Raw genomic sequence first — 22,977 nt, 5'->3', positions numbered from 1 at the left:
GGTTTCAGTATAAATCAATACTAAGTTCGTCTATTTCGCATTTAGCTTATTTTATTGTTCTCATTTTTTAGCATAATTACTTGTTAATTTACTGCATATTATCCTACGAATGCCGTCCATTGGTGCAGTATTTTTACTGAAGGTTGTAAGAATTAGTGGAACTAGCTTAATGAAGGAAATAGCCTATTTGCTCATTGGTGGGTCATTAATATATTTTGAAAATATATCAACATATCGACTGCCGAATGTTACATTTGTCACTTCAGAAAATGGAACTTTTAAAGGGCTACCTTCCCAAGCCCCATTGGCATCGAAATGCCATAGATAAGCAAAGTTTTTATAAGTTTTATCAATTCTTCCTATTACAAACTCCCAATCCTTATCGTCGATGGCTCGTTTTTCAACAATTATGTTCCTATTGAAATTCCTTAGACTTTCAAAGACAGATTTCCAACTGCTAATATCAATATTTGGAATTACAATATTTGGTGTCAAACCCTCTTCTTGCAAAATCTTGTCGCACAGGTCGTTTTTAATCTTTACTTTCTTCAAATCTTTATATCTGAATACGCTATACCCGTCGAAAATAAAATCATATTCTTTAATTGCAAGAAATAGTTTGTCGTTTGAATTTAATGGAATTAGGTTGTAATAGTTTGCATCAAAACGAAAGTATGCATTTATGAGCTTAATACCCTCTATAGCACTTTTTACTAGTTCCTTTATCTCACTTTTCTTCATGTTTTCACCTACCTATTACGATTCAGTATAAGAACAATGCGAAGTATGTTTATGATTCCAATATTGTCATCCTGCTTTGAACAACGCAAGTTACAGGAATCTAATGGACTCACCCCTGACAACTAGCCAGCATAATTTTCATCAAAATAGTCTTTTGCCCTTGACACTATGTATTGAAATCCAGCCTGGCGAACAATATTTTCCACTTCATCCATATGATTTTTATCTATGGTTATATCAAAATGTCCCCATTTACCTGGGTAGTGAGAATCATCGTTTTCTTCAAGAATGTAATACCTAAGAATAAACTCCAAAGTTCCTGAATAAATTGTGATTCTTACATAGTCGTCTCCGTGCCTAGAATAATAAAGAGTCTTTTCATTCTCTAAATCGGATTTAATCTCTTCCCAAGATATTACCTTTGAATTATTTATAAAACCGTCGTGCTGATGCCAATCGTGATTAAGATACAAAGTTACATTTCCAAATTTGTTTTCTAGATTATTAGTAACTCTCTGTAGACATCTTAGTAAATCGGAAATCTGGGTTAAGTCCTCTAAAATTATTGTTTCTTGATTAAATGGATAGCCCCCAGCCAGCCATAAATCATTCAATCGTTTATCCATTATTACTCACCTTTCAACCTTCGTAAGTCTGTAGGCATTTCAATTACTCAATAATATTACCAAGCAACCCACGCCGAATTCTGGACGATGTTTTACTGATGGGTTTAAGAATTAGGGGAACTTGACTTGCAACTCAATATAAGAAAATTACGTTTACAGTAAATGAGAAGCGTTTACGAATTTGGTTTCGACTTATCAAGTTTAATTTGTTCTTCACCCCATATAGACAATTCATTCAATGCTGGAAGTAGCGCTTTACCTCTTTCTGTTAGAGCATATTCAACTTTAGGGGGAATCGTTTCATATTGGGTTCTAACTATAAGATTATGTTGTTCTAATTCTTTTAAAGATTTTGTAAGCATCATATTTGTAATACCTTTAACTTTTCGTTTTAATTCATTATATCTAGTGAAATCATTTTCAAATAAGTACCACATAATAGGCAACTTCCATTTTTGTCCAATTATATCTAATGCGTATATAAGAGGGCATTTTGTCACGTATATATTATCACTAGGGAATTTTACATTACAATCCGTATTCTTATTCATAGTTGCAACTCCTTTAAATACATTGGTATGCTTTTTATACTAACGCAGAAAAAACTGCATACTTGCATCTTTATTATCTTGTGCTATATTAATCATAGCAGAAGAACAGAAATAAACCACTAAAAAATTGTATAGGAATGGGAGCACTATAATGAAAGTTTATGCTATTAACGGGAGTCCAAGAAAAAATAAAAATACAGCCACATTACTTCTAAAAGCTTTAGATGGAGTAAAAGAATCAGTAATAGGCAAAGAAATTGAAACTGAAATCATTAATTTATATGATTTAAACTATACTGGATGTAAAAGCTGCTTTGCCTGCAAAAAACTTAGCGGTGCAAGTTATGGAAAATGCGGACTAAAAGATGATATTCATGAAATCTTGAAAAAACTATCAGAAGCTGATGGGCTTATTTTTGGTTCTCCAATATATTTTGGTACTATAACAGGTCAATTACAGTCATTTTTAGAAAGACTATTATTCCCTTATTTGGTTTATGATGAGAACTATTCTTCAATTCCACCAAAGAAGATGCCAACTGCATTCATTTATACAATGAATGCTCCAGAAGTAGTAATGAATCAAATTGGTTATTTAAAAACCTTCAATAACATTGAATCTGCTATTGAACATATATTTACAAAACCATTAGTTATGTATTCAAATAATACTTACCAGTTTGATGATTACTCAAAATATAAATCTAATGCCTTTTCTGAAGAAGCAAAAGCAGCACATAGAAAAATACAATTTCCTTTAGATTGTCAAAAGGCATTTGAACTAGGTGCAAATTTAATAAAGTAATACATTTAACTAAAGTGAATAACTCCTTTAAAATATTCTAGTTAAAAAATATTTTAAAGGAGTTATATATTTACTATCGCTTAAAGAAACCTATACAAAGAAGTCCTTTATCTCTTAAGACCTTTAATACAACTGAACATTAGGAATTAACTTCCCATAATCCTACGAATACCGTCCAACACAAGGTGGGACGGCATTTTTACTGAAGGGTTTAAGAATAATGGGAAGGCTACTTTTCCAGACCCTCTGCATTATCCTTTGGATAAAGATACATATCAACTTCTATGGTTGTGCCTGTTAAATAGCAAAATTTTATAATTTCCTCATTGAAACTGATAAATGGATGCTCGTCTCCGTATATCTCTGGAACAATCATAATTACATAATCAACATCGTATTGTTCCTTAATTGCCTTTAGTATTGGGATTTTTGTTTTAAGATTTCTAATTGTCTCCAAACATTGTTCTTTAACATCTAATCTACCCTTATCCGATTTTTCGCCGTCCCAAGTTTAAAATAAAAATTGTGTCCCATTACTTCTTTTATCACCTTTTTGCCAACACTTAAAAGGCTTGATGCCAAGTGCCCTAGTAATATCGTCTGGTTTAAAAATGCCCTTTTCATAGCCCACAAGACTTCTGTGGTCTATCTCTCCGTTACTTGTTATTGAAAAGTATGTATAAGTGTGAGTTTTATCCATCTATAGTATCCTGCTTTCCAATATCTCTATAATTTCAAGACAGTATAAGAATAATTTGACGAAGACTTAACGTGGACCTTTTTTCAAGTATTTCTCTCAACGGTCTCCCAATTTCATCAGCTCTTTTTAGTTGTTCCCGATAGCTCCAAATACTCCTATAATAAAGCGGACATAAAAGATAGCAAACAACTGGAATTAGAAGTAAAAGAAAAGATTTAGCTCCAACTTCGGGATACAACGCCCATGCAAATAATAAACAATATGGTAGCATAAATACTGCCATGACAATGCCTACGACCCGTGGGTTTGACAATTTGGTCCTTCTGCTTAAAACCCACCACAGGCCTACTGCGACCAAGCAGTCGGCAATCATAAAAACGGTAATATAAAGTGTGAGTCGATTCATTTTGTTTACTCCTCATTGAGTGGCGAATAAGAATTATGGGAAGTGTGCTGTTATTCATACTGGCATTCACTCCGAACAGATTAAATCTTGCAAAATTTCTCTTGCAGCATTCTGAACGGTAGGAATATGGTAATTTTCGTATTGGACGAAAATGGGAACATATTTTTTGTTATCGGTATTACCTAACGCATATAACGCTTCCGTAAGTAGTTCTGGTTCTTGTTCCAACACCTTAACATTATCCGCTAGATAATCCAGCGATTTTCTGGGGTATCTTAATAAACCCAGAATATCTTCCCTTATTTCTATATTTTTAGTGAGAAATAATTGCTTTTGTAGTAGAATAATTATCTCATCGGAATTGGGCAACTCATAGCCATAGTAAGGGTCAAGATATTTATCTAACACAACAATAAACTCCTTGAGGACTCAACATTCGTCCCATACAAAATTTTGCTAATGGAATCAATTCCACCCTTTATAATTTTATCTTGTTCCTTGGTGTATGTTATTACACTAAAATTTTCAATCATAAAACTCACCCCAATACTTTGACTATTGTCATATGAGTGCTTAAACAGTTAGGAAAGAACATCCAGAGTTCAAGAAAAATTAGAAGTTTAAATGTCAAGACCAAGGCTTCTAAGTAAGTGAATAACGTTTTTCGGGAATTCCCGCAAGGTCTGGTTATTACAGTTATAACATCCTAGATTTTGAGGGATTTTGTGCTATATAATGTACCACCTCTAACCAATCCATTCAGAGTTCATTACTTTTCGATAAAACTCTATGAAGTGAAAATAGCCTGATTCATATTCCGAAATGGCTTTACCAAATTCATTAGCAACATTATCTAAATTACCGTAGGTCCCTCGCGCTGCTAACTCATATGAATCATCCAGACGTGATAAATTATAATAATCTTGATTATTGTAGTGATTTGTATGTATTAATAGTCGTTCAGTTAATCTAACCGCATCCTTTAAACTAACCTGTTTGCTTTTCCATTTCTTATAAACCAATCCAAGTAACATATTATTAACATCTTGAATATCAATCTCTATATCCCCATAGAACTCAAATAACTTATTCTCTATATCATTTATACTTTCGGATGACTTTAATGACATCTCAATAAAATGATATGGCGGATTGTTTTGTACCTCAATAACTTTTTCACACCAACTGATAAATTCTTGAATTGAAAACAAACCACATCCAATCCCATAACTATAAATTGCTGCTAGTAATTTAAGATTCTTCAGCATCATTTGCCCCCTTAGATTACTTAGATAGAGCATTACAATCAGATGACTAAACTTCCAACTTCTATTTTAGCATTCTCAGCTTCTAGTGAAAATACATGCTTCCTTTAGTGCGCATTATCCTACTAATGGTATTACAGTATAATCATAGGAATTAAGGCACATAGAAACATAACCGCTATTAAAAATCCGTATATTAAGATATTCCTTATTAACCTTTCTCTCGAAGTCATAGCCTCTAATCTTTTGTTTTCCTTCTCGATTTGTATTTGAACATCTCCCAACTTACTAGCTGTTCCAAAATAGACCAAATCTGGAGAAATGATTAGAATAACTAACCCAAAAATAGTCTCTATTACCTTTAAAAAACTCAAGTACCCCCCAGATTGTAAATGGAATAAGCGCCAGCCCAAAGGGTATTGCAATAATCCTCGTCCGAACACCTTTCCGAAGTGCTTTCATACAACCCCATGACATTATAATTACCAACAAGAAAATCAACGCTGAGATAATGCTAGCCTTATGGACTTCGTTAAAACTATCGAAAATTTCTACAAACATTGTTGGCTCCTTTAAAAATACTAATAACTAAAACATGCCCCATGGGGGGCACATTATGCTAAAGATCCAATGGCTGGATTCCAAAAGAAGGTCTCAGCTTTTGAACTCACTTATCGACATCGCGTTAAAACCTAACCTCAACTCTTCTCCCACCAAGGAAAATCACTTCTGCCGTGCTATCGTTTCCTACTAATATATGGTCCATTGTCTTAAGCATTAGTTCATATGAGAACCCCTCTATCTGACCCGTTTCCTCAACCAAACGTCTCAGTTCTTTTACCCGATACCTAATCAATTCATCGCTTCCATCTATATCTTCATAGTCAACTCGGTTTTCTACTAACTCGTTCCAAGCCTTAATGAAGGCACGTCCCGGTATATCCCCATCAATCCTGATCTCGTACTGGCAATTATTCGGTCCCAGCGGTTTATATCGACCTGCTCTAAATCCTGCGCAGCGCCAATATTGCCTACCCGGGTCCTGGGTGCGTGCTGATTCTCGCATGACATATGTACGGCTACAGTGCTTACAGATTACTTTTCCAACAAAGCCATACTTCTGGCTCTGATTATAATGGTACTTGCTCATAAAATGAGCCTTCTTATACTGCTCCTGCCGCTCAAATTCAAGCTGTACACACTCCCAGGTATGTTTGTCAATAATCGCCGGATGAGTGTCCTCATAATAATACTGCGGCAGTTCTCCCTTGTTCTTGACCCTCTTCTTAGTTAGAGGATCGGCATTAAAGGTCTTCTGAAACAGCGTATCCCCCTTGATCTTCTCATTGGTGAGTATTTTCTTAATCACACTACTGCTCCACTCCTTGTTACCGCGTTCAGTGAGAACCCCGTCTTCCGTTAATCGCCTTGCTATGGTGTGATAGCCATACCCATCCAAGAATTCCTGGTAGATTCGACGCACGATGGCAGCCTGAGCTTCATTTATAACAAGATTCCCTCGATCGTCTTTGTCATAGCCTAAGAACTTGCCGCACGGGATGCTCTGGATATGTCCACGCTCATATTTGCGATGGATGCCCCACTTTACATTCCCGGATAACACCAGGCTTTCGTTTTGTGCCACTGCTGAGATCAGCGTTAGCAACAGCTCTCCTTCACTTTTCATGGTGTGTATTTTTTCTCGTTCAAAGTACACATCGACCCCCATATCCCGTAACGCCCGGATACTGTTCAGTGCATCTAAAGTATTCCGACCAAAGCGGGATACGCTTTTTGTGATAATCCTATCGACGGCCCCTTCTATACAATCCTCCATTAGTTTCATAAAGGCATCCCGCTTGCGCATATCCGTGCCGGAGATGCCTTGATCTGTATAAATACCTACTAATGTATAGCCGGGATTTTCATTGATGTATTTCTCATAGTATTGGATCTGGTTGTTAATGCTTAACAGTTGCTCTTCGCTGTTCGTTGAAACCCTGCAATATGCTGCTACCCTCAGTTTCTTCGTTTCATCATCGGCGGCCTTTTGCTCTGTCGTACTCGACAGCGGGTATAAGACGGTAATTCTTTTCGGACCTCTTTTTTGGGCTTTCATTCCTCATCTCCTCTACCACCATGGCCTCCGTTATCGGTATGTCCCTTGTTAGCCCCTGCAGTGTTTTATCCGATATCCTCATCCCGCGACAAACAGATTTCCCCTTCTGCATATAGGTTGCGCAGATCCAACTGACCCATCGGCCTTCATGGACGACGCGGATCAGACTGGCGCTGCAGTACGGGCACTTGAGTCTTCCCGTTAGCGGGGAGAACTTTGTCTTGCGGCCCTCCCGTATGGCCTGAGCTGCCTCCCAGTCTTGACGGCTGACAATGCCGGGATGGTTATTCCGAACATAGTACTGCTCTTTTTGTCCTCGATTGATCCGTTGCTTACCATCCTCCGCGATATAGTTCTTTTGCAGGAGGCAATCTCCTTGATACTTCTCGTTGGAGATAATACTGATGACTCGGCTTGACTTCCACTCCTTTTGGGCATAAGTTGGGACACTCTGTTCATTGAGTACTTGGGCAATGCGATAGGCCGACATCCCTTCCAGATAAAGCCGGTATATCTGGCGGACGATGTCGGCCTGTTCCTCGTTAACGACTAGGTTGCCGTGGTTGTCTTTATCGTAGCCCAGCAGACGGTTGGTATCGACCATCACCTCTCCGGCTTTGAATTTATTGCGCATGGCCCACTGCACATTGCTGCAGACAGATTTTCGTTCTTCCTCAGCGATTGCGCCCAGAACACTTAACATCAGTTCTCCTTCAGCGCTCAACGTATGGATCGATTGTTCTTCGAAGAGCACAGCCACCCCGGCCTCTTTGAGCTCTCTGATGGATTGGAGGAGCGTCACCGTATCTCGGGAAAAGCGGGAGATGGACTTCGTCAAAATCAAGTCAAGATCTCCCGCCTTAGCAGCCTTCAGCATGGCCTGGAACCCAGGACGCTCCTCCTTGGCACCGGATATTCCTGAGTCCGAATAAATGCCGCTGTATTCATAGTCTGGGTTAGCGCGAATCTGGTGCTCATAATAGTCCGTCTGGTTCTGAAGCGAGTTAAGTTGACCGACGTGTTCCGTCGAGACCCGGACATACGCACAGGTCCTCAGTTTTAGAGGCTTGAGAAATGGGTTTTGTTGACGGGGTATTTCGATGACCTTTCTAGTACTCATAGTATTACCTCGCTTACGACTCAATGGTCCAAGGGAGTTCTGTTCCATCTTTAAACTGAAAGACCACTTCATGCTCTGATTTAATCACCATTGTATTCAGAGTTGCACACCATAGGCTTTCATCAAACTCAGTCAGCAGTTGATCCTGCTTTTTCAGTTCCTTAATAAACGCTTTCATTTGGTTCCGTTTGGCTGTACACATGGCGATCTCTGTATTTAATTCCTGCCGACGTTTTTGCAGTTCATTATAACGGTTGGCATAGGCGTTGTATTTGCGATGGTATTCCTGCTGTTCGATGGCTTTACGAGCGTTTTCTGCAATCAGTTTTTCAATGACCGCCTCAATCGCTGCACACTCTTCATCGATTTGAGCGCCTTCTTTTTCTTGTGCCTTGCTGTTGGTCAATTCAGCGATAATAACCGTGTAACCTTCTAATAAGGTGTTCTTATTTTCTATCATGCTGTTGAAGGCTTCGACAAAGGCTCGTTTAATGATTTCTTCCTTTAGATGCGGCGTAGAACAGAACTCCTTCTTTCTAAACTTTTTATTGCACTGCCAGATCGTTGTGGCGTATTTGCTGCCAGAATGCCATACTTTTCGACCGTAGAAGCCGCCGCAATCTCCACACACGATCCGGCTGGCAAAGCCATTGATCGCACTGGTATAGGTCCCAGCGCTTTTTCTCCGCTTGAACTCTTCCTGGACCAACTCAAAGGTCTCGGGAGGAATAATGGCCGGGTGAGAGTTTTCCACATAATACTGAGGCACTTCTCCTTCATTAACCTTCTTCTTTTTGGTTAGGAAATCGACGGTGTAGGATTTCTGCAGCACCGCATCGCCCTTATACTTTTCGTTCGTAAGGATACTCTGAACCGTACTTACCTGCCACTTTGCTTTCCCTGACGGTGTTGGAATACCGCTTTGAGTGAGATGCTTGGCGATGCCGTTCGGCGTTTTCCCTTCAAGGAAGAGCTTGTAAATCAGGCGGACGGTTTTGGCTTCTGACTCCACAATCTTCGGCAACCCATCCTCCCCTTTTTCGTAGCCAAGGAATTGCCTATAAGGGAGGCTCACTTTACCGTCTGCAAAACGCTTGCGCTGGCCCCATGTTACGTTTTCTGAAATTGACCGGGACTCCTCTTGGTGGAGGCGAGGGGAATTGCACCCCTGTATCGAAGAGCGACCACAAAAGCGTCTACGCGTGTATCCTTTAATTTAAGTTTCGCCAGTCTTGACTCCTAAAGGCAAGGATTCAGTTCAGGCTAGCTCGATGATCTTAGCTAATGTCTCCGAGCATTGACATTAGAGCGTCCTACTTAATTGACACTCTGACCCTTCATCGTAGGTTCTGAAGGCAGAATGCTAGCGGCACTTAGGCAGCTAGAGCGTAATTGTTTTCGTTAACTATTTTTGCCCACCGTTTAACGAGACCAGGTGGAATCTCGACGCGCAACTATTGCCACCGCTTCCCCGAGCGAGTCTAAAACGCCCCCGTTTGAAATGTTACTTGCACAGTATAACATATTTAAGTTTAAAACCAAGTAAATCTATATGGTTTTAGTACATATTTATGGTAACAGATTCGGATATTATTAAATCAACCCTTAAGATAGTAATTCATATTTGTTCCATATCTCCTGAATATCTAGAAATCACTTCTCCTCTTTAGTCGTGTGATTAACTGTTTAATGGACAAGGGCATACAATAGATTAAGGGAAATTCATTCAAACTATAAAAAGGATGGATCACTATGTATGTTTATTGCTTTTCTAATGAAATAGATGGCACCCTTACTTGTTATTATCCAGGTGAAGTATGCACTTATTACCCTGATGGCACAGTTGAATGTTATCCTAGGAACTTCCCGTTTCCATGGATTGCTGCAATAGTAGCTCTCGTATTCATAACGATGTTGCTGGCTAGCTATTTATTATTTGTTAGGCACTAACTAAACGTATTGCCAGTATAATATCAAATCCCTTGTATGGTAATTTTTCAAAAACTCTCCTTGCAGATCTGTTTATACTTTTAGCAAGGAGAGTAATTTTTTATAGATAAAAATAGACTCCAAATAACTCTTTAGCTATCAGCTTGAAGTTCATTACCTTTATTAATGCCTTTATCTTTTGTCCTTACCTCTGGACCGTGTGTATATCCCACTACAGTAAAGTGCTCAGATAGCCGCTCAACCAACGAGTCATAGTCTGGTGACCTTGCTCTCAAGCAGGAAGAAAGGTGTACAAATTCTATCCCCGCTTGAATCATATTTTTAATCTTACGATTTAAATCACCGCCAGTGTGAGTAAACGTAAGTAATTCTAGTTCCTTAGTGTATCGGGCAAAGGAATCCTTTCTTTGAAAAAAAGCGTTAAGACAGCCCTTTCCCGTACAAATCTGCATGGTTTCTTCTCGCACTAAGATTCCAATCTTCATAATAAACACCCTTAACCATTATACTACTTTTCAAATGGATAAGGGTGTGACATGGCTCACATCATTTTATGTCTAGCCATTTTTCACTCCACATAGGATGGGAAAAATCTCAACCCAGTTGCTAAAAGGTAGGATAAGTTTAATCTCCACCTGCTTTAAAGTTATAAATCGGCTTTATTACTTTTAGGATATCTGCCGTTGGCCCGATATTATTTACGATGTCAGCCATGTTCTTATAAGCCATCGGACATTCATCCAGGGTTTCTTTATTGACCGAGGTCGTATAAATATCCTTCATCTGTTTCTTGAATTCCGACAGGGTAAAGCTTTGTTTTGCCTTGCTCCTACTCATGAGCCTACCCGCACCATGGGGAGCGGAGGAGTTCCAATCCTCATTACCTTTCCCAACACAGATGAGGCTGCCATCCCTCATATTAATTGGGATTAAAAGCCTTTCCCCTTTTTTCGCAGATACTGCGCCTTTTCGCAAGATCATCATATCGGTATCAATGTAATTATGAGTTGTGGTGAATTGCTCCACTACATCTATTTTCATCCCTTTTACGATTTCGGTAATCATCGCTTTACGGTTTATCTCAGCAAAATGTTGGACTATCTTCATATCATGAATATAATCCTCAAATAAAGTGCCGGTTACATAAGCAAGAGGAAACGGAATATCTGTCAGAACCTGATTTTTTAATTCTTGGGTTGCATGCTGAATTTCTTTTTCACGTCCTTCGCACTTATATCGGACAATGAGTGCATCCATTTCTGATTTATCAATACGGTTTAACTGATTATAACCAGCTTCCTGATAGTATTTAGCAACCTCAAGTCCTAAGTGGCGGCTGCCAGAGTGAACGACAACATAATGGCCGCCTTCCTCATCCTTATTCACTTCAATAAAATGATTGCCGCCTCCCAATGTTCCGATACTCTTTTCGGCCCTGTCCAGTTGTAGCGCCTTGAGACAACGGAGCTGTGTTAAGTCAATTTGCTCATTATAATGATGCGGTTTCTTCCGCACCTCAAAGCCCGACGGTATTTTTTCATGAATTAACTTATCGAGCTTTTGCAGTTCTAGCCGTTTATTACTGATCGAAATCGTTTCCATACCGCAACCGATATCTACGCCAACCATATTAGGAACCACCATATCCGTAATGGTCATGGTGGTTCCGATGGTACAACCGGCCCCGGCATGGACATCCGGCATAATCCGTATCTTACTCTCTTTAACAAACTCTTGATTGCAAAGAGTTTCTATTTGAGTAGCGGCACCTTCTTCTAGAACCTCTGTATATACCTTGGCTGTGTTATGTTTTCCTTTGATTTTTAACATTGTAGCCCGTCCATTCATGTTCAGTTAATAATTTCGCCCTTGTTTTTGGCTAATTTTTCGCGCCATTCATGTCGCTCCTTAGTTGTCAGTTCCGCCCATTCTGTTTCTTCACCAATAATTCTTAAAGGTTCTTGTGAGCGATAAGAACGAGTTAAGTTACCTGGGAGTTTTTTGTCAGTAACATTTGGGTCGTTTTCAAATTCACCTGTTGGTTCTATTATATAAACGCGTTCTCTTCCTTCTCCTTTTGCTAATGCTGCTGCAAGTCCTGCGCCATTGGCATTGGCAGTGAAATAAATGTGGTTCATTTTAAGCTCAGGTTTGTAATTTGAATTTCCACCCGCTGTCAGTAAATCACCAACCCGCAAATCTGCCTTTGTCCCATGATAAAATGGTCCTTCATCAGAAGCCGCACCCTTATATGAATTTGACAATTCATAATTTCTTTTTGCATTATCTGAATCACACAACTCCTCATAACATTTGGCAATGTTTAAATATAGCGTTGGGTATGCACTCTTAACATTATCATCATTTATATTTAGTGCACACTGTAAAGATGTTTCCATCCATTTCAATTTGTCTATAATACTCTTTTGTTGACGAGCTAAATGATAAGCTGCAATAAATCTTTCATAGTCGTCTGTTGATTCGTGCCATGCTTTATGAAACATCGTGGTTGCATCCTCAATGTTTCCACTACCTTCCAAGTTCATCCCACTCATACAGAGTTTAATAACGACGTTATTTGGATCAAATTTTATACTCATCTAATCTGACCTCCAAATTAATTGATTGTTATTATGAGTAACTCAGAAATTTAACTCCTCAAAACCTTCTCGATTGGCTTACCTTTTGCCAATTCGTCCACCAGCTTGTCAAGCCACCTAATTTTCTGCATTAACGGGTCTTCAATTTCCTCGACACGATGTCCGCAAATCACACCTGAAATTTTGGCGGCGTTCGGATTTATCTGCGGGGCTTCGCTAAAGAAGGTTTCATAATCGATATTCTTCACAATTTGCGCTTGCACGCCAGAAGCGTCATACCCCGTCAGCCAACAAATCACAGCATCAACCTCGGATTTGGTGCGCCCTTTGCGCTCCACCTTTTTGACAAGTAGCGGGTAGACTTTCGAAAATGCCATCTTATACACGCGCTCGTTTGTCATAATGTGTCGCTCCCTTTCGCTTTCTGATTTACTCTCCACCGCACGATATCGGTGATGAGTTCATAATCTATCGGTTTGCCAAGCGGTAGCTGAATCGTTCCTTTACTGGTCTTATATCCAGCGAGCCGCCCCGCAAATTCAGACGTAGCTTCGCCGCCGGGGTACAGCCCGATGTGTTTTTTGAACGCCGCGAAATGGATGAGGTTCTCACCCTGCCAGAACGTCGGCATCTGCCACGAGATTTTCTCTGTGGCTTCCGGCGCAGCGGCGCGGATGGTTTCTCTGATGCTTTGCAACAGAGGTCGCACATCTTCCGGTTGTGCAGCGATATATTCGTCAATGCTGTTCGGCTTCACGCAAAAGTGGTCTTGTTCTGTGTTTTTGAACTCACGACCACATTTCGGGCATTTCCACATTCCAACCACGCTCCTTATTATTGTGTCGCTGATAACCTATTTGATACGCACCCATCGGTGACTCACCAATAACAAAGCGACAAGTAATAATGCCAAAATGGTGAATACCTATTACTAACGCTGTAATACTTCCTTCCATTTCGCCAATTCAAGATGATCGCGACTAACATCCTTTATAATAAAACCTCCGAACTTATTCAATTCTTCTCTCGTCTCCCTAGCCATTTCTAGAACATCCCTATTTTTCGTTGTTGATGTTCCTCTAACAATCTCATACAGAGCCGGATCATTAACCATGATGACTATCTCTTTACCATTATGTTTTTCTAATTTCTTTAAGAGCGTTATCAATGCTACTTGTGGCACAATCGCCGACTTTTTGTATTCCATCAGGATACATTCCTTGTGCAGGAGTTCCTGATCTTCATATATACAGTATTGGACTTCTATATCTTCCCCTTCATATTGGGATGAAATCGCAGCTAGGTACGCTATTATCATTAGAATTCCTCCAAAATAATTCAGTTCTCTGCAAAACCTTAAATGTGTTTCCGATGTAACCTTACCACTGTCTCAACGTGCACCGACCACGGAAACATATCCACCGGTTGCACCTCAACCACCCGATATCCCCCGCTCTGCAGTATCCCCAGATCCCGAGCCAAGGTCCCTGGATCACAAGAGACATAGATGATCTGATCCGGCTTCAATTCCAGCAATCGATCCAGAACTCTCTTATGAGCTCCGGCCCGGGGTGGGTCGAGGACTACGATATCCGGATGGTCGGTGATCTGACGGAAGGTATCTTCCACTTTGCCGGGGATAAATTCTACATTATCAATTCCGTTGAGATTAGCATTCTCCCTGGCGTCTTCTACGGCGTAAGGATTTTCTTCGATTCCCCAGACCTTTTTAGCTTTGGCAGCCAGGGCTAGAGTGATAGTCCCGATTCCACAGTAAAGATCCCAAACCACTTTTTCTGGGGAAAGCTCCGCCCAATTCAGCACTGTATTATAAAGTTTATAAGTCTGAGTCGGGTTGACTTGCAGGAAGGCCAGAGGGGAGATCTTGAATTCCGCTCCCAGCACATTCTCGGTGAAATCCCTTTCGCCGACGATTCGTTCCGGCCCTCCTGAATGGTTGATCCCCCAGACTGAGCTGATTCCTGAGTCGGTTCCCTCAATTGATCTTGACCCTATGTCTTCTTTGCCCAGCTCGGCCAATGCTCCCAAACTCTGAGCATCCTGCAGGGAGTCCAGAATCAGCATCCCTTCTCCCTGGGAATTTTCCCGGAAGGTAATCGAGGTCAACTGGGGAAAGGATTTCTTACCCTCTTCGCTCAGAAACCCTTCTGCTTCCCGAACCCAGTGATTCATCTCTTCGCTGATTAGCAGGCAGTCGTCAAAGGGAACCGTCGCTTTACTTTTTTCCTGATAATAGCCCAGGGTACCCCGTTCCCCGCAGTGTAGCCTGGCTTTGTTGCGGTAGCGCCAGGGATGGTCCATCCCGATGGTGGGATGGATCGTTACAGAATGCAGCTGTATTTTGCCGATTCTGGACAGAGCGTCTGCCACCCACTGCTTCTTCCAGACCAAGGTCTGCTCATACTTCAGGTGCTGCAGCTGGCAGCCCCCGCAAACAGAAAATACAGTACATGGCGGATCGACTCTGTCTCCAGAGGCTTTCAGGATTTTAAGCAATTTTCCTCGTTGCCAGTTTTTCTTCTCTTCCACAATCTGAACCTGGCCAATTTCCCCAGGCAGCAAGCCGGGTACGAAGGTGGCTTTGCCCTCATGATATCCCACGGCCATCCCGTCGGAAGAAAGGCGGAGGCCTTCCAAATCAATTACACTATTAATATCGCTGACAGCGCTAGTTTTCTCTTTAACCGGATACTTTGATTTCACGCTTATTTCCTCCCTAACATACTACCGTTTATTCTAAACTAAGGGGTCCGTCCTGTCCAACTGATGCCCCTCGAAAAGCCATAGGGCATGAATCACCTCCTCCGGTTGAATTCATGCCCTATGCTTATAATTTAGAAGGCTCTTAGATTGCTCAGTAAAGAAGACAGCATCCGAAGCAGAAGATCTAGATTCCCCGGTTTCACGTTCTGTACAATACTAATATCGTTGAATCCAAAGGGCAAGGGCCATAAGGACATTCCATGTCCCATGAGCAACGATTGCCGGCCAAATGCTTGAGGAACGTTCGTACAACCAAGTCAAGACAATACCACCGATAAATAAGGGGATGAAACGAATTATTTCTAAATGCAGTGCCGCAAAGAAGAGCCCTGTCAAAAGTATCCCTTTACCTCTTCCAAAGATTTGGCGCAGTGGCGGGTAGATTAACCCCCGAAAAAACATCTCTTCTTTAATAGGAGCAACAACTCCCCCCAGAAAGGTGAGCAACATAAATTCCCAAGTATAGTTGGCACCCTTGACTGCTATGGCAAAGCTCTGGGGAGCTGGAGTTCCAAATATTTTTGTCAATAGATTACCTAATAAACCGACTCCGATAAATAAGGCAACTCCCGTTATGAAGCCTAAAACAATAAACCTTCGCGAGGATTTAACAAATCCTAGGTCTGATAACGGGCGGCGGATTAATCTAAGGAATACTATAATTACACCGAAATAAAGCAGTGAATCTCCTAAGCCTACCTTTACAAAATTAAGAATTCCACGTACTGACTCTAAATCCTGAGGACTTTCCAACCATCCCAAAGGAAATTCAATGATCGTTATAATAGCTATTAGAAGCAAGCCTTGCCAAATATTCCACTTTGGTTTTCGAGGGGGTATTTGAAGCTTAGTTTTTTTTGACATATCATTCATCCTTAAGTACCAAAATTATCTCTATACCATTTTCAATTCTAACTGTTTGAACAAGTCTTGTCCACTTGCTACAGAAACATCGGCTTTCTTAGGCAATATATCTTATTTAATGGCATTAAAGGGACAATTTTCGCGGAAATAATGTCAGTCAGGCTGAATCAAGTTTAGATTTTTCATGACTGAAACAAAGAAACGAACTATTATTAGCATTGAACAATGGTATTTTCTTTCAAGGTGATGGTCTGTATTAGTAATAATACAAAAAGAAGGGCCCTTTCGGAATCCCTTCTAATAAATGATATAGGTAAATGATATGACCGAAACGAAAATGTTATGAATTACCTTAAGGAATTATAAATTTGGTATTAAGAGTTAAGATTTAGAAGTTAGAAGTTATGAGTAATTTAAAACACTCTAAGTTAACAGTTATTAAATACTATAAGTTAACAGTCATTAAACTACTCTAAGTTTATATAAATGCCTAAATCTTTAACCTAACCCTTATGCCCGCTTGCGCCAAATCCGCAGTTTTTGAGCCTCAGCGATTAAGCTCTCTCTGAAATCAGGATGAGCAATAGATATTAAGGCTTCAGCACGCTGCCATGATGACAGTCCTTTGAGATTAACCTTCCCATATTCTGTAACAACGTAATGAACAGTGGTTCTGGTGTCTGTGATTAATGAACCTAAGGTCATTACTGCTTTAATACGGGATTGAACTTGCCCATTTTTATCCGTATAGGTGGAAGGTAAGCAAATAAAGCTCTTACCGCCTTTAGAATTATACGCTGCTTCAACAAAGTCCAGTTGTCCCCCGGAACCTGTAATCATGTTTGAACCGGCAGACTCCGAGCAAACCTGACCTGCTAAATCAATTTCCAAAGCACTGTTGATCGATATTAGCTGATCGTTTTGTGAGGCAATGAAGGGATGGTTGGTATAGTCAACAGGATAGGCTGCTAACGATGGATTATTTTGCATAAAGTCATAGAGTTTCTGGGTGCCTGCTGCAAAGGCAAAGACAATTCTGCCTCGATCCAGTTTTTTGCACATTCCTGTGACTTTTCCTGCTTCTACCATATCGACAAAACCGTCCACCAGCATTTCCGTATGAATTCCGAGATCCTTAAGATCAGAAGCAGCTATCATTTGTCCTAATGCATTGGGCATTCCGCCAATTCCTAACTGAATACATGCCCCATCCTTAATCTCCGGCAGTACATAAGAGGCGATTTTCTGATCCAACTCTGAAGCGGCTGCTGAAGGCAGCTGCGGCAGACCTCTGTGTCCTGCCTCGACAATATAGTCGACCTTAGAAATATGAACAGTATGGTCATAGCCTCCATGAACCCTTGGCATATCTTCATTGACTTCAACAATAACATTGCGAGCCTTTTCAATAGCCGCAGCATAGTGAGATACTGTAACCCCAAAGCTAAAATATCCATAATCATCCATGGGAGCAACCTGAACTATGACAACATCTGTTTGCAAGTTCTCACGAATGTAACGTGGAACCTCAGAATATTTAATCGGAATGTAGTAGGCTAAGCCTGCCTGACCTAATTTTCGCTCTCGTCCTCCAAAATGCCAGCTATTCCAGATGAAATGTTCACCACTGGGATCACAGTCAATCATTGCCAAGGGGCCCATGATTACTCCGCCCCGCAAATTCACTTCGCGGAGTTCCTCTTTACGACGAGCTAAAGCTTCACCCAATACACTGGCCATACTTGCCGCAAACCCATACTCAACCCAATCTCCACTACGAACTACTTTAACGGCTTCATCAGCTGAAACGCACTTTTTGCGATACTCTTCCTTATACATTGTACATCCCCCTTTTGCTTGCACTTAGTTTCTCTTTAAGTTGTAAACTAACTTCGAATAAGGCAACAAATAAGGTACAAATCTTTCTGGACGTATAAATGTAGCTATTACAATTTCAATAAAACTAGCGTTCTACAATTAAGGCGATTCCCTGACCTCCACCGATACACAAGGTAGCTAAACCGCGATGAGCATTGCTTCTCTTCATTTCATGAAGAAGGGTTACCAGAATCCTCGTTCCGGAGGCACCAATAGGATGGCCCAGGGCAATTGCACCACCATTTATGTTAGTTTTTTCTCGATCTAATTGAAGTTCTTTAGCAACGCTTAAGGTTTGAGAAGCAAAGGCTTCATTGGCTTCAACCAAGTCGATATCTTCAATCTTCAAGCCGGCTTTCTCTAGCGCTTTACGACTTGCCGGGATCGGACCGGTTCCCATTATCAAGGGATCTACCCCTGCAGAAGCCCATGATTTAATAGTTGCTAAAGGAGTTAAACCAAGTTCTTCGGCTTTCTCCTTGGCCATAACAACGACAGCACCTGCACCATCGTTAATTCCGGATGCATTAGCAGCTGTTACGGTTCCGTCCTTTTTAAATGCCGGGCGAAGTTTATTCATTCCCTCTATAGTCGCACCAAAACGGGGAAACTCATCTTGGGAAACAACAATGGGATCTCCTTTACGTTGGGGGATTGAAACGGGAACAATTTCCTCTTGGAATTTTCCGGCCTTAATGGCAGCTTCAGCACGATTTTGGCTGGTCACTGCATATTGATCTTGTTCCTCCCGAGAAATACCAAACTGCGTGGCAATATTTTCTGCTGTTATTCCCATATGAATGTTATGGAAAGCATCTGTTAGTCCATCAAGGATCATGGTATCTACAATGGTCTCATTCCCCATTCTATATCCTGTACGAGCCTTGGGCAGCGCATAGGGGGCAAGTGACATGCTCTCCATTCCACCTGCAACAATAATATCTGCGTCTCCAACCATGATGGCTTGTGCAGCACTAACCACGGATTTTAGTCCTGAGCCACATAATTTGTTCAGGGTCCAGGAAGGAACCTCCTGAGGAACCCCTGCTTTAATAGCAGCTTGACGAGCCGGGTTTTGTCCTTGACCTCCTTGGAGTACATTACCTAATATGACTTCATCAACTTGGTCAGGAGTAATTCCTGCTCTCGTAATTGCTTCTTTAATAGCAATAGCTCCTAACTCAGTTGCGGGAATCTGCCCTAAAGCGCCGCTGAAGGAACCTACAGGTGTACGTACAGCACTGACGATAACTACGTCTCTCATATATAACATCTCCTATACGATAAATATCTGAATGGCAATTCAAAAACTCTCTTATGATTATTATTAGCGAAGACCAAAAGGTGCTTCGCTAATAATAATGTTGATTGTTCTCTTAGGTCTACTCACTCCGAAGTAAGAAAATTAATTTCTTATTTAAGAATGTTAGCCGCAATAACCATGCGTTGAACTTCACTGGTACCTTCATAAATTTCTGTGATTTTTGCATCACGCATCATACGCTCTGCAGGATATTCACGTGTATATCCATATCCTCCGTGGAGTTGAACGCCCATTGTAGTAACTGCCATTGCAGTTTCGGAAGCAAACAGCTTAGCCATAGCAGCAGCTTTGCTAACGGGTTTATGTTGGGAAGCTAAGTAGGCTGCTTGATAGACAAGGAGACGAGCAGCTTCGATTTGAGTGGCCATGTCAGCCAGTTTGAATTGTGTATTTTGGAACTCAGAAATGGCTTTGCCAAACTGAACTCTTTCTTTGGTATATTTCATAGCTTGCTCATAGGCACCTTGGGCAATTCCCAAGGCTTGGGAAGCGATTCCGATTCGACCATAATCAAGGGTTTGCATAGCAATTTTAAAGCCCTGACCCTCTTGTCCGAGGAGATTTTCTGCAGGAACGCGGACATCTTCAAACACTAATTCATAAGTTGCCGATGAACGAATCCCCATCTTTTTCTCTTTTTTACCGAATGAGAAGCCAGGCATTCCCTTTTCGACGATAAAGGCTGCAATCCCACGATTACCTTTGCTCTTATCCATTTGAGCAGTAACTACGTAGGTATCTGCATAATAAGCATTGGTTATAAAAATTTTGCTGCCGTTAAGGATATAAAAATCTCCATCACGAACAGCGGTTGTGCGAGTGCCTGAGGCATCAGAACCAGCCATTGGCTCAGTTAAACCAAATGCTCCCAGCTTCTCACCGGTAGCCAAGGGTGTCAAATATTTTTTCTTTTGCGCTTCGTTACCAAACATATTGATAGGATTCGCACAAAGACTTGCATGAGCAGATATAGTTACTCCAACTGAAGCATCGACACGCGACAGCTCTTCTACGGTGATTGCATAAGAGATGTAGTCGGCACCAACACCGCCATACTCTTCAGGAAAGGTAACTCCTGCGAGACCAAGCTCGCCGGCTTTTTTCCACAAATCTTCAGAAAACTCTTCTTTTTCATCCCGTTCTTCAGCTCCGGGACCACATTCCTTTTCCGCAAAGTCACGAACCATTTTACGCATCATGAGATGGTCTTCAGTTAAATCAAAAATCATTATAAATCATCCTCTCATTTTTGACTAGTTTCCTGCTCACCTTCAAGACTTGCCTTTCGGCAATCCACACTTGGAACTTTTTTCAGGGCAATTGCATAATTGGCAATCGTTTTATTTTCCTTCAAAGGCTGGCTTACGCTTTTCTAGAAAGGCGCTGCATCCCTCGGTTTGATCCTGGGTACTGAAGGTCAATCCGAAGACTTCTGCTTCATAAGCTTGAGCACTATCTAAATCCATATTCACACCACGTTGGATCGCGCTCTTACTTAGCTGTACTGCAACGGGTGCTCGAGAAGCGATTTTTTTAGCCAGCTTCATAGCCTCTTCCAACAGGGTGTCTAAAGGATAAACCTTATTAACTAACCCAATGCGATAGGCTTCATTAACATCAATGATGTCTCCGGTAAATAGTAACTCACTAGCTAACCCTGCACCAACCAGACGAGGTAGGCGTTGAGTTCCTCCAAATCCTGCAGTGAGTCCCAAGGTTACTTCCGGTTGACCGAATTTAGCATTTTCAGCAGCAATCCGGATATCGCAAGCCATCGCTAACTCGCATCCCCCACCTAAAGCAAAGCCATTAATAGCCGCAATAACAGGTTGTGGCATCAGTTCAATTTTACGAAAAACCGCATGCCCCAGTTGAGCAAAGCGCCGTCCTTGCATAGAATTGAAATCTTTCATCTGAGAAATATCAGCCCCAGCGATAAAAGCTTTTTCCCCACTGCCTGTTAAAATCACTGCTTTGACACTAGAATCTCCCCCCAGCTCATCGAGGGCGGTGGACAGTTCTGTTAAAGTGTCACTATTTAAGGCGTTTAATGCTTTTGGGCGATTGATGGTCAGCACTGCAACTGCACCGTTCTTTTCCAGTAACAGATTAGTGTACTCCATACTTTTGCCCTCCTAACTCCATGGTTTTAAGCTTCGTATTTATAGAAACCACGACCGGATTTTCGTCCAAGCCATCCCGCTTTTACGTATTTGCGAAGTAATGGGCATGGGCGATATTTATCGCCTAGTCCTTCATGAAGAACTTCCATAATTGACAGAACAGTATCCAGACCTATTAAATCACCTAAAGCTAATGGTCCCATTGGATGATTCATTCCTAATTTCATAACATTATCAATCGCTTCAACTGACGCAATTCCTTCGTTAAGTGTAAAGACAGCCTCATTAATCATGGGAATTAAGACCCTATTAGCAACAAAACCAGGAGCATCATTGACTTCTACGGGAGTTTTGCCCATCTTAATGCTGAGATCTTCGATGGTTTTGTACACTTCATCACTGGTAGCCAGGCCACGAATAACTTCTACAAGTTTCATAACTGGCACAGGATTCATAAAATGCATCCCGATAATTCTATCCGGGCGTTTAGTAAAAGCGGCAATCTCAGTGATTGGCAGTGATGAAGTATTCGTGGAAAGAATTGTATGTTCCGGACATATCTCATCAAGCTGAGCAAAGATTTTAGCTTTAATCTCCATATTCTCCACGGCAGCTTCAATGACCAAGTCAGCGGATGCGGCATCCTGCAGAGATACGGATTTAGTAATAAGACCTAAAATCTGATCTTTGTCTTCAGCTGTAAGTTTCCCCTTATCTACACTTCTGCTCAGATTTTTCTCAATAATACCGAAACCCCTATTCACAAATTCTTCTTTGATGTCATTCAGAATTACTGAATATCCTGCTTGGGCAGCTACTTGGGCGATTCCACCACCCATCTGTCCAGCTCCAATTACCATAATCGTCTTCACAACTAAATCCTCCTTCGTTTCTGTTATTACAAGACTTTTTAATAGGTGATTTGGAATCTTCCGGAATAATCATGCAATTGCTATGCCAAGGAATATTCCGTATCTTCCGATAATTCTTTCACTGGCTAATATCAGTCATTCCCAAGTTTTTTTGTCCATTTGATTTAAATCATCCGCTTTTGCATGGTGTACACTTTTGTTTACACATAAATTCCAATAAACACTGCGATCTCCATTAATACTAAATAT

Annotated in this window: 23 protein-coding genes, 1 other RNA gene and 1 pseudogene; 1 reads left to right on the top strand and 24 read right to left on the bottom strand. The window is 41.0% G+C overall.

Annotation, left to right across the window (positions count from 1 at the left end; all coding sequences use genetic code 11):
• Positions 1-183: 183 nt before the first annotated feature.
• From DP73_RS20405 to DP73_RS20395, 3 genes are all read right to left on the bottom strand, one after another.
• Complete coding sequence (locus DP73_RS20405; protein WP_034602159.1) at positions 184-741, bottom strand: hypothetical protein; 558 nt, start codon at positions 739-741, stop codon at positions 184-186.
• A 122-nt stretch (positions 742-863) separates the two neighbouring features.
• Positions 864-1,367, bottom strand: a complete 504-nt coding sequence (locus tag DP73_RS20400; protein ID WP_034602156.1) for a hypothetical protein — start codon at positions 1,365-1,367, stop codon at positions 864-866.
• Between the two features lie 173 nt (positions 1,368-1,540).
• Positions 1,541-1,918: a helix-turn-helix domain-containing protein gene (locus DP73_RS20395; RefSeq protein ID WP_034602155.1), complete on the bottom strand. Its 378-nt coding sequence runs from the start codon at positions 1,916-1,918 to the stop codon at positions 1,541-1,543.
• A gap of 151 nt (positions 1,919-2,069) precedes the next feature.
• On the opposite strand from DP73_RS20395, the gene DP73_RS20390 reads away from it, so the two are divergent.
• Entirely contained in the window at positions 2,070-2,723 is a 654-nt protein-coding gene (locus DP73_RS20390) for a flavodoxin family protein (RefSeq protein WP_034602154.1), read from the top strand.
• 229 nt (positions 2,724-2,952) lie between these two features.
• On the opposite strand, the pseudogene DP73_RS20385 reads toward DP73_RS20390, so the two are convergent.
• The 21 genes and pseudogenes from DP73_RS20385 to DP73_RS20280 all read right to left on the bottom strand — a co-directional run.
• Positions 2,953-3,219, bottom strand: a pseudogene (locus DP73_RS20385) (DUF4279 domain-containing protein); the annotation flags it as partial.
• Positions 3,220-3,895: 676 nt separating this feature from the next.
• Positions 3,896-4,237, bottom strand: a complete 342-nt coding sequence (locus DP73_RS20370) for a hypothetical protein (RefSeq protein WP_034602147.1) — start codon at positions 4,235-4,237, stop codon at positions 3,896-3,898.
• A gap of 338 nt (positions 4,238-4,575) precedes the next feature.
• Positions 4,576-5,097 carry a hypothetical protein gene (locus DP73_RS20365; protein WP_034602145.1) on the bottom strand — a complete coding sequence of 174 codons (522 nt, stop codon included), beginning with the start codon at positions 5,095-5,097 and terminating at the stop codon, positions 4,576-4,578.
• Between the two features lie 131 nt (positions 5,098-5,228).
• Positions 5,229-5,468, bottom strand: coding sequence for a hypothetical protein (locus DP73_RS20360; protein WP_034602144.1), 240 nt, complete (start codon positions 5,466-5,468; stop codon positions 5,229-5,231).
• 311 nt (positions 5,469-5,779) lie between these two features.
• Positions 5,780-7,213 carry a recombinase family protein gene (locus DP73_RS20355; protein WP_052090924.1) on the bottom strand — a complete coding sequence of 478 codons (1,434 nt, stop codon included), beginning with the start codon at positions 7,211-7,213 and terminating at the stop codon, positions 5,780-5,782.
• The gene (locus tag DP73_RS20350; RefSeq protein WP_052090923.1) at positions 7,131-8,333 is read right to left on the bottom strand and encodes a recombinase family protein; all 1,203 of its coding nucleotides are present in this window, start codon (positions 8,331-8,333) and stop codon (positions 7,131-7,133) included. The genes DP73_RS20355 and DP73_RS20350 overlap by 83 nt, the downstream gene beginning before the upstream one ends.
• 13 nt (positions 8,334-8,346) lie before the next feature.
• Positions 8,347-9,357: a recombinase family protein gene (locus DP73_RS20345; protein WP_052090920.1), complete on the bottom strand. Its 1,011-nt coding sequence runs from the start codon at positions 9,355-9,357 to the stop codon at positions 8,347-8,349.
• A 118-nt stretch (positions 9,358-9,475) separates the two neighbouring features.
• Positions 9,476-9,827: a transfer-messenger RNA gene (gene ssrA, locus DP73_RS22855) on the bottom strand.
• Between the two features lie 587 nt (positions 9,828-10,414).
• Positions 10,415-10,768, bottom strand: a complete 354-nt coding sequence (locus DP73_RS20340) for a CGGC domain-containing protein (protein ID WP_034602141.1) — start codon at positions 10,766-10,768, stop codon at positions 10,415-10,417.
• Positions 10,769-10,907: 139 nt separating this feature from the next.
• Complete coding sequence (locus DP73_RS20335; RefSeq protein WP_034602139.1) at positions 10,908-12,113, bottom strand: RNA-splicing ligase RtcB; 1,206 nt, start codon at positions 12,111-12,113, stop codon at positions 10,908-10,910.
• Positions 12,114-12,133: 20 nt separating this feature from the next.
• On the bottom strand, positions 12,134-12,883 hold the full coding sequence (arr, locus tag DP73_RS20330; RefSeq protein ID WP_034602137.1) for an NAD(+)--rifampin ADP-ribosyltransferase: 750 nt from the start codon (positions 12,881-12,883) through the stop codon (positions 12,134-12,136).
• A gap of 50 nt (positions 12,884-12,933) precedes the next feature.
• Entirely contained in the window at positions 12,934-13,284 is a 351-nt protein-coding gene (locus DP73_RS20325; RefSeq protein WP_034602136.1) for a DUF2200 domain-containing protein, read from the bottom strand.
• Positions 13,281-13,700, bottom strand: coding sequence for a DUF1801 domain-containing protein (locus DP73_RS20320; RefSeq protein ID WP_034602133.1), 420 nt, complete (start codon positions 13,698-13,700; stop codon positions 13,281-13,283). Before DP73_RS20320 ends, DP73_RS20325 begins: the two co-directional genes overlap by 4 nt.
• A 114-nt stretch (positions 13,701-13,814) precedes the next feature.
• The gene (locus tag DP73_RS20315) at positions 13,815-14,201 is read right to left on the bottom strand and encodes a hypothetical protein (RefSeq protein WP_034602132.1); all 387 of its coding nucleotides are present in this window, start codon (positions 14,199-14,201) and stop codon (positions 13,815-13,817) included.
• Positions 14,202-14,239: 38 nt separating this feature from the next.
• Entirely contained in the window at positions 14,240-15,607 is a 1,368-nt protein-coding gene (gene rlmD / locus DP73_RS20310; protein ID WP_034602129.1) for a 23S rRNA (uracil(1939)-C(5))-methyltransferase RlmD, read from the bottom strand.
• Between the two features lie 216 nt (positions 15,608-15,823).
• A complete protein-coding gene (locus tag DP73_RS20305; protein ID WP_034602127.1) occupies positions 15,824-16,531 on the bottom strand; it encodes a CPBP family intramembrane glutamic endopeptidase in 708 nt (235 codons plus the stop codon).
• A 510-nt stretch (positions 16,532-17,041) separates the two neighbouring features.
• A complete protein-coding gene (locus tag DP73_RS20300; protein ID WP_034602126.1) occupies positions 17,042-18,370 on the bottom strand; it encodes an acetyl-CoA hydrolase/transferase C-terminal domain-containing protein in 1,329 nt (442 codons plus the stop codon).
• Between the two features lie 124 nt (positions 18,371-18,494).
• Complete coding sequence (locus tag DP73_RS20295; protein WP_034602124.1) at positions 18,495-19,673, bottom strand: acetyl-CoA C-acetyltransferase; 1,179 nt, start codon at positions 19,671-19,673, stop codon at positions 18,495-18,497.
• 149 nt (positions 19,674-19,822) lie between these two features.
• Positions 19,823-20,962 (bottom strand): acyl-CoA dehydrogenase, encoded by a 1,140-nt coding sequence (locus DP73_RS20290; RefSeq protein ID WP_034602122.1) that lies wholly within the window; start codon positions 20,960-20,962, stop codon positions 19,823-19,825.
• A gap of 111 nt (positions 20,963-21,073) precedes the next feature.
• Positions 21,074-21,856 (bottom strand): short-chain-enoyl-CoA hydratase, encoded by a 783-nt coding sequence (locus tag DP73_RS20285; RefSeq protein WP_034602120.1) that lies wholly within the window; start codon positions 21,854-21,856, stop codon positions 21,074-21,076.
• Positions 21,857-21,882: 26 nt separating this feature from the next.
• The gene (locus tag DP73_RS20280) at positions 21,883-22,728 is read right to left on the bottom strand and encodes a 3-hydroxybutyryl-CoA dehydrogenase (RefSeq protein WP_034602119.1); all 846 of its coding nucleotides are present in this window, start codon (positions 22,726-22,728) and stop codon (positions 21,883-21,885) included.
• Between the last annotated feature and the right edge of the window lie 249 nt (positions 22,729-22,977).

The sequence above is a fragment of the Desulfosporosinus sp. HMP52 genome (assembly GCF_000765145.1).
Taxonomy (GTDB): domain Bacteria; phylum Bacillota; class Desulfitobacteriia; order Desulfitobacteriales; family Desulfitobacteriaceae; genus Desulfosporosinus.
Note: the sequence above shows the minus strand (reverse complement) of the source record. Positions and strands in the feature narration are given on the sequence as shown.